This window comes from Streptomyces sp. NBC_00704 (genome assembly GCF_036226605.1).
GTDB lineage: Bacteria > Actinomycetota > Actinomycetes > Streptomycetales > Streptomycetaceae > Streptomyces.
This window is the reverse complement of the sequence record NZ_CP109000.1, coordinates 201,666-219,788: the sequence shown is the minus strand read 5'-3', so window position 1 is coordinate 219,788 and position 18,123 is coordinate 201,666. Positions and strand designations below refer to the sequence as shown.

Sequence of the window (18,123 nt, the reverse complement as noted above, 5' to 3'; positions counted from 1 at the left end):
AGGAGAAGTCGTATGGCGCTGCCACCGAGTGCCCGGGGAACCGTCCCCTTCGGGCCTCACCGGACCTGGTACCGGGTCACCGGGGACCGTACCGTCGACCGGCCGACCGTGGTGCTGGTGCACGGCGGTCCGGGCAGTACCCACGACTACCTCCTGGGTCTCGCCGCGCTGGCCGAGCACGGCTGGCCGGTCGTGCACTACGACCAGATCGGCAACGGCGGTTCGACGCATCTGCCGCAGGCCGGCGCGGACTTCTGGACGGTCGACCTGTTCCTGGAGGAGCTGGACAACCTCGTCCACGCGCTCGGCGTCGCGGACGACTTCGTGCTCCTCGGCCAGTCCTGGGGCGGCATGCTCTCCTCCGCCTACGCGGCACGGCGGCCGAAGGGCCTGCGCGGCCTCGTCGTCGCCGACTCGCCGGCCTCATACCCGGCGTGGAAGGAGGAACTCACCGCCCTGCGCGCCCAGTTGCCGCCCGGCGTCAACGAGACCCTGCTCGCCCACGAGGCGGCGGGCACGACGGACAGTCCCGCCTACCTGGAGGCGATGAACGTCTTCTACGACCGTCATGTCTGCCGGCTGCCGGACAAGCCGACCGAGCTGACCGCCTCGCTGATGGAGATCGCCAACGATCCCACCGTGTACTTCACGATGAACGGGCCGAGCGAGTTCCACGTCGTCGGCACCCTGCGGGACTGGTCGGTCATCGACCTGCTGCCGCGCATCGAGGTTCCCACCCTCCTCGTCTCCGGACGCCACGACGAGGTCACCGTCGGCGCGGTGCAGCCCTACTTCGACCTGATCCCCGACGTGCGCTGGGAGATCTTCGAGGAGTCGAGCCACGGCCCGCACCTCGAAGAACCGGAGCTGTTCATGAAGGTGCTCGTCGAGTACCTGCGTTCGCTGGACTGAGTCACAACCGGTCGCGCACCCGGCCGGGCACACGGTCGCGCACCCGGCCGGGCACACGCCGGGCACGGGACTCAGGTCGAGCACAGGGCCCGTCCAGCACAGGGCCAGGTCCAGCCGACCCGGCCGCGCACAGCGTCGAGCACACCGAGCAGAACACGAGGACTCGTGGACACCCAGGTTGACCAGCTGGTCGAGGCACTTCGCAACTCCCTCATCGAGAACGAGAAGCTGCGCGAAGCCCATGACGCGCACCTCGCCGCCGCGCGGGAGCCGATCGCGATCGTGTCGGCGGCCTGCCGGTTTCCGGGCGGCGTCGCCACTCCCGGGCAACTGTGGCGGTTGATCGTCGAGGGCCGCGACGCGGTCTCGCCGTTCCCCACGAACCGCGGCTGGGACCTCGACGGCCTGTACGACCCCGAGCCCGGCGCCGACGGGAAGTGCTACACGCGCGAAGGCGGCTTCCTGCACGACGCCGACCGCTTCGACCCCGGCTTCTTCAACATCAGCCCGAGCGAAGCCCTGATCATGGACCCGCAGCAGCGCGTGCTGCTGGAGGTGGCCCACGAGGCCTTCGAACGCGCCGGCATCCCGCACAACAGTCTCAAGGGCAGCCGTACGGGAGTCTTCGCGGGCGTCATGTATCACGACTACGGCCTCGGCGACGACGACGGCAGCACCAGCGGCGGCAGCGTCGTCTCCGGCAGAGTCGCCTACACCTTCGGTCTGGAGGGGCCGGCGGTGACGGTGGACACGGCGTGTTCGTCGTCGCTGGTGGCGTTGCATCTGGCGGCTCAGGCGTTGCGTTCGGGGGAGTGTGCGCTGGCGTTGGCCGGTGGGGTGACGGTGATGTCGACGCCGGAGACGTTCGTGGAGTTCAGTCAGCAGCGGGGTTTGTCGGTGGACGGGCGGTGCAAGGCGTTCGCGGAGGCTGCGGACGGTACGGGGTGGGGTGAGGGTGCGGGTCTGCTGTTGCTGGAGCGGTTGTCGGACGCGCGCAGGCTGGGGCATCCGGTGCTGGCGGTGGTGCGGGGTTCGGCGGTGAACCAGGACGGTGCGTCGAACGGCTTGACGGCGCCGAACGGGCCGTCCCAGCAGCGGGTGATCCGGGCTGCACTCGCCAACGCGCAGCTGACCGCGGCCGATGTCGACCTGGTCGAAGCCCACGGGACCGGGACCCGGCTCGGCGATCCGATCGAGGCGCAGGCCCTGCTGGCGACGTACGGCCGGGACCGGGACGGCGGGGATCCGCTGTATCTGGGATCTGTGAAGTCCAACTTGGGGCATACGCAGGCGGCGGCGGGTGTCGCTGGTGTGATCAAGCTGGTGGAGGCGATGCGGCATCGGGTGATGCCGCGGACGTTGCATGTGGATGCTCCGTCGTCGCAGGTGGACTGGTCGGCGGGAGCGGTGGAGCTGCTGACGGAGGCGCGGGACTGGCCTGTTGTCGGTGATCGTCCGCGGCGGGCGGCGGTGTCGTCGTTCGGCATCAGCGGCACCAACGCCCACATCATCATCGAACAGCCCGCTGAAGAAGGTGAGTCGACCGAGTCCCAAGCCCGCTCGCACGGCCCGGTGGCGGTCGCTCTGTCGGCCCGGTCACCGGAGGCGTTGACGGCATCGGCCGCCGCTCTGACCTCGTGGTGGACCGAGCGGGACGACGCCGAAGTCGCCGAGGTGGCAGCGGCGTTGAGGCATGGGCGTGCCGTGCTGGAGCACCGGGCGGTGGTCGTCGCTTCCTCGCGCGAGGAGGCGCTGGCCGGGCTGGGGTCGTTCCCATCGGACGCGGAGGGTGTCGGAACAGCCGTCACGGGGCGGGTGTCGGGGGGCCGGACGGGGTGGTTGTTCACGGGGCAGGGGTCGCAGTGGCTGGGGATGGGCCGCGAACTGTATGACGCCGAGCCGGTGTTCGCGGCCGCTTTTGATGAGGCGTGCGGCGCGCTCGACCCGCATCTTCCGGGGCCGCTTCGTGAGGTGGTTTGGGGTGAGGATGCGTCGTCGGTGGATGCGACGGTGTTCACGCAGGCGGGCTTGTTCGCTGTGCAGGCGGGTTTGGTGGCCGTTCTGCGGCATTGGGGTGTGAGTCCGGATGTGCTGCTGGGGCATTCGGTCGGGGAGATTTCGGCTGCGTATGCGGCGGGTGTGTTCGGGTTGGAGGATGCGGCGCGTCTGGTGGCGGCGCGTGGGTCGTTGATGCAGGCGCTGCCGGAGGGCGGGGGCATGCTGGCGCTGGCAGATAGTCGTGAGCGGGTCGAGGAGTTGGTTGCCGGACTCGGCGTCGACATTGCGGCCGTCAACGGGCCTGCGGCGGTGGTGGTGTCCGGTGCGGTCGCGGATCTGGAGCAGGTGGCGGCCCGTGCTGCTGAGGCGGGGGTGCGGGCGACGCGGTTGTCGGTCTCGCACGCCTTCCACTCCCGGTTGATGGAGCCGATGCTGGAGGAGTTCGCTCAGGTCGCCGCGACGGTGACGTATCGAGAGCCGGGCGTTCCGGTGGTCTCGAACGTGACCGGTCAGGCGGTGTCGGCGGAGCTGACCGACCCCGGCTACTGGGTGCGGCACGTGCGTGAGGCCGTCCGGTTCTCCGATGGTCTGGCCACGGCCCGTGGGCTGGGTGTGACGCGGTTCGTGGAGGTGGGCCCGGAGGCCGTCCTGACCGCGCTCGCCCGCCAAACCCTCGACGATGTCGACGAGTTGACCTTCGCCCCGCTGATGCGCCGTCCCAAGGAAGGCATCTCGGCCCAGACCACGTTGCTGAGAGCATCCGCCACGCTTCACGTGTCCGGTGTTTCCGTGGACTGGCACCTGCCGGCCCCCGCCCGCCACCTCGACCTGCCGACCTACCCCTTCCAGCGCAGCCGTTACTGGCTGCCCGCGGCCGAGCGGGGCATGGACGCCGGCAGCCGTGGCCTCGTCGCTGTGATCCATCCTCTTTTGGGGGCGGCGGTATCGGTCGCGGACACCGGCGGGACGATCCTCACCGGACGCCTCTCGATCGAGGCCGAGCCTTGGCTCGCCGATCATGCGGTGAACGGCACCGTTCTTCTTCCGGGTACGGCGTTCGTCGAACTCGCCCTGCGGGCCGGTGACGAGGTGGGCTGTGACCGGGTCGAGGAGGTCACCTTGGTCGCCCCGCTGGTGCTGCCCGAGCGGGGCGGCGTCCAGATCCAGGTCGTGGTCGGCGGGGCCGACGACGAGGGACGGCGCGAGCTGACCGTGCACTCCCGTCACGACGGTGCGGAGTGGGTGTGCCACGCGCAGGGCACCATCGCGGCCGGGGACGACCGCCCCGCGGACTTCGACCTGGCTGTCTGGCCGCCCGCCGGGGCGGAAGGGGTCGTGACGGGCGATCCGTACGCCGCTCTCGCCGCCGACGGCTACGAGTACGGGCCGACGTTCCAGGGACTACGGGAAGTGTGGCGGCGCGGCGACGACGTGTTCGTGGACGTCGCGCTGCCCGAGGACGCCGACGCGCAGGCGTTCGGACTGCACCCGGCCCTGCTCGACGCGGCCCTGCACGGGGTCCACCTCGGTCGCCCCGACCCTGAAGGCGGGCCCGCTCTGCCGTTCTCCTGGCACGGCGTCACCCTCTGGACGGCGGGTGCGTCCCGGCTGCGGGTCGCCGTGGACGCCGGTGGCCGGATGAGGCTCGCGGACGAGGACGGACGTCCGGTCGGCGAGGTGGACGAGCTTGTGGTGCGTCCCGTCACGGCGGCCGACCTCGCCGGTGCCGCGGGCCGTTCCGACGTACTGCACCGGATCACCTGGACACCGGCCCGTCTGCCGGAACCCGGAGAACGGCTGCCGGTGCCCGTGGTCGCGGCGGATGCCCTGGCCGCTGCGCGTGGTGCCGTGGTCGTGCTCCGCGCCGGAGGCGACGAACCCGTCGTGCGGGTCACCACGGCACTCCAGGAGTGGCTGGCTGACGAGGACCGGCGCGACGCCGTCCTGATCGTCGCCGCCGACCGCGCCACGTCCGACGGACCGATGCGGGCCGGTGTGGCGGGCCTGGTCAGGGCGGCGCAGGCCGAGCACCCGGAGCGCTTCGTCCTCGCCGACGTGGACGATGCCGACGCGCTCGCGCCCTCGGTGTGGCACGCCGTCGCCGTCTCCGGAGAACCCGAGTGGAGGCTGAGGGGCGGCGACTGGTCCGTGCCACGCCTCACCCGTGCGACACCTGCGACCCCCGCGACCACCGCGATCATCGCGAACCCCGCGGCCCCGGCGAGCCCCGACGCGGCCACGACCCCGGTCGCTTCGTCTGCCGCCGTCGCCCCGCCCGCCTGGGGTGCGGGCGCCGTGCTCGTCACCGGCGGCACGGGCGGGGTCGGGGCCGCGATCGCCCGGCACCTGGTCGTCGAGCACGGGGTCGCTGAGGTCGTGCTGCTGTCCCGTTCCGGCCCCGACGCCTCCGGGGCCGCCGGGCTCGTGGCGGAGCTGACCGCTGCGGGAGCCCGGGTGCGGGCCGTCGCCTGCGACGTCGGCGACCGGGCCGGCCTTGCCGCCGTCCTGGACACCGTCCCGGACCTCGCAGCCGTGGTGCACGCCGCGGGCGTCCTCGACGACGCCGTGCTGACCGAACTGACACCACAGCGGCACGAGCGGGTCTGGCGTCCCAAGGCGACGGCAGCCGACCACCTGGCCGAACTCACACGCGAACGCGACCTGTCCGCCTTCGTCCTGGTGTCCTCGATCTCCGGCGTGCTCGGCGCGGCGGGCCAGGCCAACTACGCGGCGGCCAACGCCTACCTCGACGGCCTGGCCGCACGCCTCCGGGACGAAGGCCGCCGGGCCACGTCGATCGCCTTCGGCCTGTGGGGCGAGGTCGGCATGGGCGCCGCGCTCGACGCGACGGAACTGCGCCGCACCGAGCAGGCCGGACTCCCGGCTCTGACCACTGCCGAGGCCCTGGCGGCCTTCGACCGGGCGATGGAGGGCGGGGACGACGTCGTCGTGGCCGCCAGGCTGCTGCCCCAGCTGGCACAGCACGCCGGACAACGCGGGCCCCTGCTGGCCGAGTTGTTCCGCGGCACCGGGAGCGGGACCGGGCGCCGGTCCGCACGGGCGACGGTGGGCGACTCGCGCGCACTGGCCCGGAAGCTCGCCGGGGTCGACCCCGACGACCGCCTCGGCACGGTCCTCGAACTCGTCCGAACCCAGGCCGCGGCTCTCCTCGGATACGACGACGCCGCCGCGGTCGACCCGCAACGCCCCTTCTCCGAGCTGGGATTCGACTCCCTCAGCACGATCGAGATGCGCAACCGGCTCGCCGCCGCGACCGAGGTCCGCCTGCCCGCCACGCTGCTCTTCGACTACCCCACCGCCCACGTACTGAGCCGGCACCTCCTGGACGAAATCGAAGGGCGGGCGGCTCCCCAGATCGGCACGGCCCCCGCGACCACCGTCCTGGACGACGACCCGATCGCGATCGTGTCCATGGCCTGCCGCTACCCGGGCGGGGTCGCTACCCCGGAGGAGCTGTGGCGGCTGATCGCCGAGGGGCGTGACACGGTCTCGGCGTTCCCGGCCGACCGCGGCTGGGACCTCGACGCCCTCTACGACCCCGAGCCGGGCGTCGAGGGCAGGACCTACTCCCGGCACGGAGCGTTTCTGCACGACGCCGACCAGTTCGACCCGGCCTTCTTCAACATCAGCCCGACCGAGGCCGTGACCATGGACCCGCAGCAGCGCCTGCTGCTGGAGACGTCCTGGGAGGCCTTCGAGCGCGCGGGCATCGATCCGATCGCCCTCAAGGGCAGCCGCACAGGCGTCTTCGCGGGCGTCATGTACCACGACTACGGGCCGGGCACGAGCAGCGGCGCGATCGTCTCCGGACGCGTGTCGTACGTCTTCGGTCTGGAGGGTCCGGCGGTGACGGTGGACACGGCGTGTTCGTCGTCGCTGGTGGCGTTGCATCTGGCGGCTCAGGCGTTGCGTTCGGGGGAGTGTGCGCTGGCGTTGGCCGGTGGGGTGACGGTGATGTCGACGCCGGAGACGTTCGTGGAGTTCAGTCAGCAGCGGGGTCTGTCGGTGGACGGTCGGTGCAAGGCGTTCGCGGAGGCTGCGGACGGTACGGGGTGGGGTGAGGGTGCGGGTCTGCTGTTGCTGGAGCGGTTGTCGGACGCGCGCAGGCTGGGGCATCCGGTGCTGGCGGTGGTGCGGGGTTCGGCGGTGAACCAGGACGGTGCGTCCAACGGCTTGACGGCGCCGAACGGGCCGTCGCAGCAGCGGGTGATCCGGGCCGCGCTGGCCAACGCGCAGCTGACCGCGGCCGATGTCGACCTGGTCGAAGCCCACGGGACCGGGACCCGGCTCGGCGATCCGATCGAGGCGCAGGCCTTGCTGGCGACGTACGGGCAGGGGAGGGAGGATCAACGTCCCCTGTACCTGGGGTCGTTGAAGTCGAATCTGGGGCATACGCAGGCGGCGGCGGGTGTCGCTGGTGTGATCAAGCTGGTGGAGGCGATGCGGCACGGTGTGATGCCGCGGACGTTGCATGTGGACGCTCCGTCGTCGCAGGTGGACTGGTCGGCGGGTGCGGTGGAGCTGCTGACGGAGGCGCGGGACTGGCCTGCTGCTGGTGATCGTCCGCGGCGGGCGGCGGTGTCGTCGTTCGGCATCAGCGGCACCAACGCCCACGTGATCATCGAACAGGCCCCGGAGCAGCTGGAGTCGCCCGCGCCGGGGGATTCGTCTGACGGAACAGTGGCGGTCGCTCTGTCGGCGCGGTCGCCGGAGGCGCTCACGGCATCGGCTGCTCGTCTGGCGTCGTGGTGGTCCGAGCGGGACGACGTCGAAGTCACCGCGGTGGCCTCGGCGTTGACGGACGGGCGTGCCGCACTGGAACACCGGGCGGTCGTCCTCGCCTCGTCGCGTGAGGAGGCGCTCGCATCGCTGACCTCGTTCGCGGCAGGCACGCCCGATGCCGTGGTCGGCCGGGTGTCCGCCGGGCGGACGGGATGGCTGTTCACGGGGCAGGGGTCCCAGTGGCTGGGGATGGGCCGGGAGTTGTGTGCGGCCGAGCCGGTGTTCGCGACTGCTTTCGACGAGGCGTGCGAGGCGCTTGACCGGCATATGCCGGGGCCGGTTCGTGAGGTGGTGTGGGGGGAGGATGCGTCGTTGGTGAACGCGACGGTGTTCACGCAGGCGGGCTTGTTCGCCGTGCAGGCGGGTCTGGTGGCCGTCCTGCGGCACTGGGGTGTGAGTCCGGATGTGCTGCTGGGCCATTCGGTCGGGGAGATCTCGGCTGCGTATGCGGCGGGTGTGTTCGGGCTGGAGGATGCGGCGCGTCTGGTGGCGGCGCGTGGGTCGTTGATGCAGGCGCTGCCGGAGGGCGGGGGCATGCTGGCGCTGGCCGCCGGCCGTGAGCGGGCCGAGGAGTTGATCTCGGGACTTGCCGTGGACATCGCCGCCGTCAACGGGCCTGCGGCGGTGGTGGTGTCCGGTGCGGTCGCGGATCTGGAGCAGGTGGTCGAGCGGGCTGACGAGCACAGGGTGCGGGCGACGCGGTTGTCGGTCTCGCACGCCTTCCACTCCCGGCTGATGGAGCCGATGCTGGAGGACTTCGCCGACGTCGCGGCCACGGTGACCTACCGCGAACCCGCGACCACGGTGGTCTCGAACGTGACCGGTCAGGCGGTGTCGGCGGAGCTGACCGACCCCGGCTACTGGGTGCGGCACGTGCGTGAGGCCGTCCGGTTCTCCGACGGCCTGGCCACGGCCGGAGCGCTGGGCGTGACCCGGTTCGTGGAGGTGGGTCCCGAGGCGGTACTGACCGCCCTCGCTCGCCAAGGTCTCGAGAACAGCGACGAGTTGACGTTCGCCCCGCTGATGCGCCGCCCCAAGGAGGGCACCTCGGCGCAGGCCACCTTGCTGAACGCGGCCGCCGTCCTCCACGTGTCCGGTGTGGCCGTGGACTGGCACCTGCCTGCCCCCGCCCGCCACCTCGACCTGCCCACCTACCCCTTCCAGCGCAGCCGCTACTGGCAGGATTCGGTGCCCGCGGACGCTGACCCCCGGCGGACGGGGCAGTCGCCGACGGGGCACCCGTTGCTGGGTGCGGCAGTGACGGTCGCCGAGACGGGGGGCGCGGTCCTCACCGGACGTCTCTCCGTCGAGAGCCATCCCTGGCTCGCCGACCACGACGTGAACGGCGTCTCGGTCCTGCCGCCTTCGGTGCTCGTGGACTTCGCGCTTCGGGCCGCCCTGGAGGTGGACTGTGCGACCGTGGAGGAGCTGGACCTCGGTGCGCCCGTCGTCCTGTCGGAGAGCGCAGCCACATTCGTGCAGGTGAGCGTGGGGGCGGCCGATGACTCGGGCCGCCGGGGCCTCGGCGTGTACGTCCGGAGCGGAGAGCGAGCCGAGTGGGTCCGCTGCGCCTCCGGCACGCTGGCCCCCGAGAGCCCGACGGCCGCCCCCACGGAGTGGCTCGCGCCGGGAGCCGAACCGCTGGACCCCGACACGATCTACGAAGCGCTCGCCCGTCGGGGGCACGCATACGGACCGGCGTTCCGGACGGTGCGGGCCGCATGGCGGGACGGGGCCGATCTCTACGTCGAGTCGGTGCTTCCCGAGACGCCCGACGCCAGATCGGACGCGTCCTCGTTCGTTCTCCATCCCGCCCTGCTGGACGGCGTCTGCCAGGTTGTCACGGCGCTGGACGGAACGGCGCTGGACGGAACGATGCTGGACGGTGCTGCGCTGGAAGAGTCGTCGTCCACGTCGGCCGATTCCGCGATGGTGGCCGCGTCCTGGCGCGGCATCACGGTCGCGGCGGGCAGCGGTACGGGGACGCTGCGGGTTTCGTTCCGCGATGGCCGGCTGTCGCTGCTCGACGAGGACGGGGCGGCGGTGGGCGCGGTGGCAGCGCTGGAGCTGCGGCCGGTGAGCCGCGCCGAGTTGACCGCCGTCAGCATGGCGACGTCCACAACGGATGCTCTGTACCAGCTGCGTTGGACGGCGACCCTGCTCCCCGAGCCCGAGCCCGAGCCCGAGCGCGATCCCGGAGCGGTCGGCCCGGTCGCGGTCGTCGGACCGGACGAAGTGGCGGACGCGGCAGGAGATGTCGTCGTCTGCGTCTGCCCGCTCCCGAGGACTTCCGACGCGGCGACGGCCCGTTCGCTGACGGGTGCCGTGCTCGCCGCGCTGCGAGGGTGGGTCGCCGACCCGGCCAGGGACAGCAGCACGCTCGTGATCGCCACCGTCTGCGACGACGACGCTCCCGGCGCCTCAGCGCCCGCCGCCTCCGCAGTGGCCGGACTGGTACGCGCCGCGCAGATGGAACACCCGGGGCGTTTCGTCCTGGTGGGCCTTGACGTGGCTGACGACGCGTCGCTCCTCGACGACCGGACCTGGCGGACGCTGGCCACTGCGGTGGAGCCGGAGTGGCGGCGGCCGGTGGACGGGACCTGGCACGTGGCCCGGTTGCGGCGGCGGTCCCCGGCCGGAGACGGCCCGGACTGGGGCGAAGGCACGGTGCTGGTCACCGGTGGCACGGGAAGCCTGGGCGCGCTCGTCGCCCGCAGACTGGTGACCGGGCACGGGGTACGCAAGCTGGTCCTCGCGTCCCGGCGCGGCCCGGCGGCCCCGGGCGCGGCGGAACTCCTCGCCGAACTGCGGGACGCGGGAGCCGACGTCCGGGCCGTCGCCTGCGACGTCGCCGACCGCGAAGCCCTCGCCGGACTGCTGTCGACCGTCGGCGATCTGACCGGCGTCGTGCACACGGCCGGTGTGCTGCACGACGGCGTGCTGAGCGAGCAGACGGAGGACGGGCTCGACGCCGCGTGGGCGCCGAAGGCTGCCGCGGCCTGGACCCTGCACGACCTCACCAGGAATCTGCCGCTGCGGGCGTTCGTGATGTTCTCCTCGGTCGCCGCGGTGCTCGGCTCGGGCGGCCAGACGAACTACGCCGCCGCCAACGGCTTCCTCGACGGCCTTGCCGAACACCGCCGCCGGCTGGGCCTGCCCGCGGTCTCGATCGCGTACGGGCTCTGGGAGGGCGGCGGCATGGGCGCGGCCCTCGACCCGGCGGAACAGGAGCGCGGCGCGCGCGTCGGCCTGCCCGCCCTCACCGTCGCTCAAGGTCTCGCCCTGTTCGACGTCGCGGTCGCGCTGGGGGAACCGTCGGTCGTCGCGACCCCGCTGCTGCCGGCCGTGGTGGACCACGCGGGGCAGCGGGCGCCGCTGCTGAACGGGCTGTTCCGCGCCGCGACCGCCCGGGCCGCCGCCCGGCGTGCGGCAGGCGGACGACTCGCCCGTCAGCTCACCGCCGCACCGGCGGCGGCACGGCTCGACATCGCCCTCCGCGCCGTCCAGGAACAGGCGGCCAAGGTGCTGGGCCACCCGGAGGGGACGGCCCTGGAACCCGATCGCCCCTTCTCGGAGTTCGGCTTCGATTCCCTCACGACGATCGAGATGCGCAACCGGCTCGGCGCGGCGACCGGTCTGCGCCTGCCGGCCGGCCTGCTCTTCGACCATCCGACGCTGCGCGCGCTCGCACGCCACCTGGTCGCCGAGGTGTCCGGCACCGCTCCCGCGGCGACCGCCGCCCTCCGCGGGACCGCTTCGGCGGCCGCCGCCGACGAACCGATCGCGATCGTGTCGATGGCATGCCGCTTCCCCGGCGGAGTGACCTCGCCGGAAGACCTGTGGCGCCTGGTCGCCGACGGCGTCGACGCGGTCTCCGACTTCCCGGCCGACCGCGGCTGGGACCTGGCACGCCTCTACGACCCCGAACCGGGCAAGCCCGGCCACACCTACACCCGCAGCGGAGCGTTCCTCTCCGGCGTCGACCGGTTCGACCCGGCCTTCTTCAACATCAGCCCGGTCGAGGCACTGGCCATGGACCCGCAGCAGCGCCTCTTCCTGGAGACGACCTGGGAGGCCCTCGAACGGGCCGGCATCGACCCCGCCACCCTGGTCGGCAGCGACACGGGCGTGTTCACGGGCACCTCCTACCAGGACTACGGCTCCAGGATGCGACAGATCCCCGACGAGGTGGCCGGTTACGTCGGCAACGGCACGCTCGGCAGCGTCCTCTCCGGCCGCGTGTCGTACGTCTTCGGCTTCGAAGGCCCGGCCGTCACGGTGGACACCGCCTGCTCCTCGTCGCTCGTCGCCCTGCACCTCGCGGCCCAGGCCCTGCGGTCCGGCGAATGCTCCCTGGCGCTGGCCGGCGGCGCCACGGTGATGTCGACGCCGGAGACCTTCGTCGAGTTCAGCCGCCAGCGCGGTCTGTCGGTGGACGGACGCTGCAAGGCGTTCGCCGAGGCGGCGGACGGGACCGGATGGGGGGAAGGCGTCGGACTGCTGCTGGTCGAGAAGCTGTCGGACGCCCGCAGGCTGGGGCATCCGGTTCTCGCGGTGGTGCGCGGTTCGGCGGTCAACCAGGACGGTGCGTCCAACGGTCTGACGGCGCCGAACGGGCCGTCGCAGCAGCGGGTGATCCGGACCGCGCTCGCGAACGCCGGTCTGTCCGCCGCGGACGTCGACCTCGTTGAAGCACACGGCACGGGGACCCGCCTCGGGGATCCCATCGAGGCACAGGCGCTGCTGGACACCTACGGGACGGACCGGGACGGCGCGCAGCCGCTGTACCTCGGGTCGGTGAAGTCGAACCTCGGGCATACACAGGCGGCAGCCGGTGTGGCCGGTGTGATCAAGCTGGTGGAGGCGATGCGGCACGGTGTGATGCCACGGACGCTGCACGTGGACGCGCCGTCATCGCAGGTGGACTGGTCGGCCGGAGCGGTGGAACTGCTGACGGAGGTCCGGTCCTGGCAGGTTCCGGGTGATCGCCCGCGGCGGGCGGCGGTGTCGTCCTTCGGCATCAGCGGCACCAACGCCCACGTGGTCCTCGAACATGCGGCGACTGACGAGCAGTTCACCGTGCCGAAGACCGAGGGACCGGTGACGGTGGCCCTGTCGGCACGGTCGCCGGAGGCGCTGAGGGCTTCGGCTGCCCGCCTGGCCTCGTGGTGGTCCCGGCGTGAGGATGTCGAAGTCGGTGCGGTGGCTGTGGCGTTGGCGGGTGGCCGGGCCCTGCTGGAGCATCGGGCGGTGGTCGTCGCCGCCGACCGCGAGGAGGCGCTGGCGCACCTGGCTTCGTTCGCTTCGGAGGGGATCGGGGCGATCAGCGGGCGGGTGTCTTCCGGTCGGACGGGGTGGTTGTTGACGGGGCAGGGGTCGCAGTGGCTGGGGATGGGCCGCGAACTGTATGACGCCGAGCCGACGTTCGCGGCTGCCTTCGATGAGGCGTGCGGCGCGCTTGACCGGCATCTGCCGGGGCCGCTTCGTGAGGTGGTGTGGGGCGAGGATCCGTTGCTGGTGGATGCGACGGTGTTCACGCAGTCGGGCTTGTTCGCCGTGCAGGCGGGTCTGGTGGCCGTCCTGCGGCACTGGGGTGTGAGTCCGGATGTGTTGCTGGGGCATTCGGTCGGGGAGATATCGGCAGCGTATGCGGCGGGGGTGTTCGGGCTGGAGGATGCGGCGCGTCTGGTGGCGGCGCGTGGGTCGTTGATGCAGGCGCTGCCGGAGGGCGGGGGGATGCTGGCGCTGGCCGCGGACCCTGAACTGGTCGAGGAGTTGGTTGCCGGACTCGGCGTCGACATTGCGGCCGTCAACGGGCCTGCGGCGGTGGTGGTGTCCGGTGCGGTCGCGGATCTGGAGCGGGTGGCCGAGCGGGCTGACGAGCACGGGGTGCGGGCGACGCGGCTGTCGGTCTCGCACGCTTTCCACTCCCGGTTGATGGATCCGATGCTGGAGGAGTTCGCTCAGGTCGCCGCGAGCGTGACGTATCGCGAGCCGACGACGGCGGTGGTCTCGAACGTGACCGGTCAGGTGGTGTCGGCGGAGCTGACCGACCCCGGCTACTGGGTGCGGCATGTGCGGGAAGCAGTCCGTTTCGCGGACGGTCTGGCCACGGCACGTGGGCTGGGTGTGACCCGGTTCGTGGAGGTGGGCCCGGAGGCAGTGCTGACCGCGCTCGCCCGGCAAACCCTCGACGACGCCGACGAGTTGACCTTCGCCCCGCTGATGCGCCGCCCGAAGCCGCAGGCCCCCACGGCGCACACCCTCCTCCTCACGGCAGCCGCCACGCTCCACGTGTCCGGTGTGTCCGTGGACTGGCATCTGCCCGCCCCTGTCCGCCACCTCGACCTGCCCACCTACCCCTTCCAGCGCAGCCGCTACTGGTTGTCGGAGCCCGTGTCCGGGTCGGGGGCCGGGCGGGTGTCGGCTGGAGTGGGTGCGGCCGGTCTGCGGGAGTCTGGTCATGGTCTGCTGGCGGCGTCGGTGACGACGGCTGATGGTGTGTCGACGGTGCTGACGGGCCGGATCGGTGTGGGCAGTCACCCGTGGCTGGCCGATCACGCGGTGGCCGGGGTTGCCTTGGTGCCGGGGACGGCTCTGCTGGACATGGCGCTGCACGCCGCCGAGGTCACCGACTACACCGAGGTCGGTGAACTGATCATCGCCCAGCCACTGATCCTGCCCGCGCACGGTCACGTGGACGTTCAGGTCCAGGTCACCACCGCCGGTGAGCAGGCCGAAGTCAGCATCCACTCCCGCCCCGCCGACGACACCGACACACCCTGGACCACCCACGCCACCGGAACCCTCACCAGAACCGCCACCCTCACCACGACGACCGCCGCATCCCTCCCGCCCGCCGCGACCGAACCCGAGCCCTGGCCCCCCACCCTCACGACGAATCTCGACGTCGACGACCTGTACCGCCGTCTTGCCGTCCGGGGATTTCGTCTGGGGCCGCAGTTCCGGAGTGTGCAGGCGGCCTGGCAGGGCGAGACCGGGTTGTACGTGGAGGTGGCGCTGCCGGAGGACGTCGACACGAGCGGTCACCGGATCCATCCGGCGCTGCTCGACGGGCTCTGCCAACTGCTGGCCGTCGACGCCGACGCGGACCTGGACGTGGACTCAGCCCCGGACCCGGACCCGGACCCGGACCCGGACCCGGACCCGACCTCGACCCCTGCCCCTGCCCCGGACAGCGTGCCGCTCGGTTCGACCTGGCGTGGTGTGCGGTGGGAGCCCGGGGACGGATTGCTGTCGGCCTCATCCGCCCTGCGCCTGGCGTTCACCGGTACCGGCCTGGCCGTGACGACGCCCTCCGGGACGCCCGTGGCGTCGGCCGCGTCGGTGGACCTGCACGCCGTGCCCCTCCCGGACGGGGCGTACGCGGGGGAATCGGTCCCGGACGAAGACGCGGTGGACACCGGACAGGCGCCGACCACGACCGCGCGAGGAGGGCCCGGTCGGCGGGCCGACCCGGAGCGGTTCGTGCGCGAGCTGGGCGAGCAGGACGACGAGACCCGCGCGCGGTCGTTGCTGCGTCTGGTGCGTGAGCAGGTGGCGCAGGTGCTCGGGCACGTGGACGCCGAGTCCGTGGACGCGGACACGGCCTTCTTGGAGCTGGGCTTCGACTCGATGGCCGCCGTCGAGGTCCGCAACCGGTTGAGCCGGCACACCGGACTGTCACTGCCCAGCACACTGGTCTTCGACCGTCCCACCGCCCGGCTCACCGCGGTCTGGCTCGACGCGGAGCTGCGGCCGCGGGCCGAGGACAGCGCCGACGCGCTGCTGGGCCGGATGAGCACCCTCGACGCGCTGCTGACGAGCGCGTCCCCCTCTCCCGAGGAGCGGGACGCGATCCTGACCGGGCTCGAATCCCTGCTGCGACGCTGGCGGTCGCGGACCACGGGGACCGAGGCCGAACGTGCGGAACAGGAGGCGGTGGTGCTCGACGACGCGAGCGACGACGAACTGTTCGCGGTCCTCGACGGGGAACTCAGCGGCGGTTGAGCGGTGCCGCTGGGCGGCCGCTTGCGGCGAAAGGCCACTTCCCGTGCCGGAGGCGCGGCACCGGCACGGGGAGTGGTCCCGACTCAGGGGGACGATAGGGGTACTTCGGCATCGGACCCCCGCCCTAGCGTGGGCTCGCCCGCGCGCAACCGCGCACCTGCCCATGACGCGCGCCTCCTGCATCGCGCCGACCTGCCCCGGGAGATCCACGATGACGACCGAGCTGAACACCGTGACGCCGGACGACGCGGTGATCGAACTGTTCAGTCCGCCGCAGCCCGCGGACCCGTTCCCCCTCTACGACGTGCTGATGGAGACCAACCGCGTGTACCGCAGCCCGTCGCTCGGCCTGTGGGCCGTGACCGGCTACGCCGAGTCCGCCGCGATCCTGCGCGCCAACACGACCCGCAACGGCCCGCGTGCGGCCAGCACGATGCGTCCGGACTGGGCGGAGCACGAGGCGCTGCGCATGTACCTCAACGCCCTGATCACGCTCGACCCCCCGGACCACAGCCGTGTGCGCGGGCTCGCGGGCAGGGTGTTCACCCCGGCCGCGGTGCGCGCCCTGGGGCCCAGCATCGAGCGCCTGATGCGCCGTCACCTCGACGACATGGTCGAACTGGCCCACGGTGGCGCCCCGGTGGACCTCATCACGTCGCTGGCCAGCCCGTTCCCGGTGGCCGTCATCAGCGAGATGCTGGGCGTCCCGGACCAGGACGGCATGCACTTCTACCACGTGGCCAACAACTGGTCGCGGGTCTGGGCGGGCGGCTACTACTCCGAGGAGGATCTGACGCGCGCCGACGCCGCGGCGCTCGAACTGCGCGAGTACTTCGACGGCATCCTCGACGAGCGCCGCAGAAGCCCGCGCGAGGACCTGCTCTCGACGCTGGTCCGCGAGGGCGACAACGCCCGGCTCTCTCCGGAGGAGACGATGTCGCTGGCGACGTTCCTCTTCGTCGCGGGCTTCGAGACCACCACGTCCCTCATCAGCGCGGGACTGATCTCGCTGCTGGACCACCCGGACCAGCTGGAACTGTGGCGTCGCGACGCGTCCGTCACGCCGACGGCGGTCGAGGAGCTGCTGCGCTTCAACACGCCGATCACGGCCGCCAGTCGGGTGATGAAGGAGGACACCGCGCTGGGCGACCAGATCGTCCCGGCGGGCAACCTCGTCGTCGCGCTGCTGGCCGCGGCCAACCGCGACCCGCGCCAGTTCACCGACCCGGGCAGGCTGGACCTGACCCGCAGTGAGGGCGCCAACCTCGCCTTCAGCGCGGGCCCGCACTTCTGCATGGGCGGGAACCTGGCCCGGCTGGAGGCCTCGGTGCTGTTCCCGGCCTTCCTGGAGCGCTTCAGCCGTATCGAGGTGGTGGGCGCCCCGACGCGCCGGGACGCCATCGGACTCAACGGATACGAAGAGCTCCAGGTCGTCCTGGCCTGAGCCGGCCGGCATGAGGCGGTCCGCCGGGGCGCCGGTGTCCGGGCAGTCCGCCCGCGGCGTCGGCGTTCCCCGGCAGTCGGTCCGGCCTCAAGCCGCGGCCCTTACGAAGTCGCTCGCAGCCGTCGACCCCGAAAGCCGTTCCGGAAAGGGACAGAGAACCCCAGATGTCATCCACAGACCCCGCAGTGTGGCTGCGGCGCTATCACCCCGTCGACGACAACGCGCCGCGGCTCATCTGCTTCCCGCACGCCGGCGGGTCGGCCAGTTACTACTTCCCGTTCTCCCGCGCGGTCGCCGACACCGGTGCCGCCGAAGTGAGCGTGGTGCAGTACCCGGGACGCCAGGACCGGCACCGGGAGGCGTGCCTGACGGATCTGAGGCAGCTGGCGCGGTGCGTCGTCGACGCCGTGCTGGCCTGCGACGACGGCCGTCCGGTGTCGCTGTTCGGCCACAGCATGGGCGCGCTGCTCGCCTTTGAAGTGGCGCTGCAACTCCAGGAGGGGGCCGGGCTGCGGGCGGACCGCCTGTTCGTCTCCGGCCGGCGTTCGCCCAGCCGTGCCACGAGCGAGAAGGTGCACCTGCGGGACGAGCAGGGCCTGATGCGCGAGGTGCGTGCGCTCGACGGCACCGGCTCGTCGATGCTGGACGACCCCGACATACGGGCGATGATCCTGCCCCCGCTCCGGGCGGACTACGAGGCTCTGGAGACCTACCGCTACAGTCCGGCGCGCCGCCTGACGATCCCGGTCGACGCGTTCGTCGGCGACAGCGACCCGCGTACCCCGGTCGAAGACGCCGGGCAGTGGGGCGCGGTCACGAGCGGGGATTTCGAGTTGTGCGTGCTGCCCGGCGGGCACTTCTACCTCGTGGAGCAGTGGACGACACTGGCCGCCCACCTGGGCGGCCGGCTCGCCGGCATCGGGGAACCCACGAGTCGGCGGCTGTGAACACGGCCG

Annotated in this window: 4 protein-coding genes; all 4 read left to right on the top strand. The window is 72.2% G+C overall.

Annotated elements, in window-relative coordinates:
- Nucleotides 1-12 precede the first annotated feature (12 nt).
- The 4 genes from OG802_RS00885 (at nt 13) to OG802_RS00870 (ending at nt 18,114) form a co-directional block, all read left to right on the top strand.
- Nucleotides 13-912, top strand: coding sequence for a proline iminopeptidase-family hydrolase (locus tag OG802_RS00885; RefSeq protein WP_329406152.1), 900 nt, complete (start codon nt 13-15; stop codon nt 910-912).
- 165 nt (nt 913-1,077) lie between these two features.
- Nucleotides 1,078-15,723 (top strand): SDR family NAD(P)-dependent oxidoreductase, encoded by a 14,646-nt coding sequence (locus tag OG802_RS00880; RefSeq protein WP_329406150.1) that lies wholly within the window; start codon nt 1,078-1,080, stop codon nt 15,721-15,723.
- Nucleotides 15,724-15,934: 211 nt separating this feature from the next.
- A complete protein-coding gene (locus OG802_RS00875) occupies nt 15,935-17,167 on the top strand; it encodes a cytochrome P450 (RefSeq protein ID WP_329406147.1) in 1,233 nt (410 codons plus the stop codon).
- A 164-nt stretch (nt 17,168-17,331) separates the two neighbouring features.
- Entirely contained in the window at nt 17,332-18,114 is a 783-nt protein-coding gene (locus OG802_RS00870; RefSeq protein WP_329406146.1) for a thioesterase II family protein, read from the top strand.
- Nucleotides 18,115-18,123: the final 9 nt, after the last annotated feature.

What these genes read in the sequence shown, in the direction of transcription:
- OG802_RS00885 (WP_329406152.1), top strand. Translation starts at nt 13, where the DNA reads ATGGCGCTGCCACCGAGTGCCCGGGGAACCGTCCCCTTCGGGCCTCAC.
- OG802_RS00875 (WP_329406147.1), top strand. Translation starts at nt 15,935, where the DNA reads ATGACGACCGAGCTGAACACCGTGACGCCGGACGACGCGGTGATCGAA.
- OG802_RS00870 (WP_329406146.1), top strand. Translation starts at nt 17,332, where the DNA reads ATGTCATCCACAGACCCCGCAGTGTGGCTGCGGCGCTATCACCCCGTC.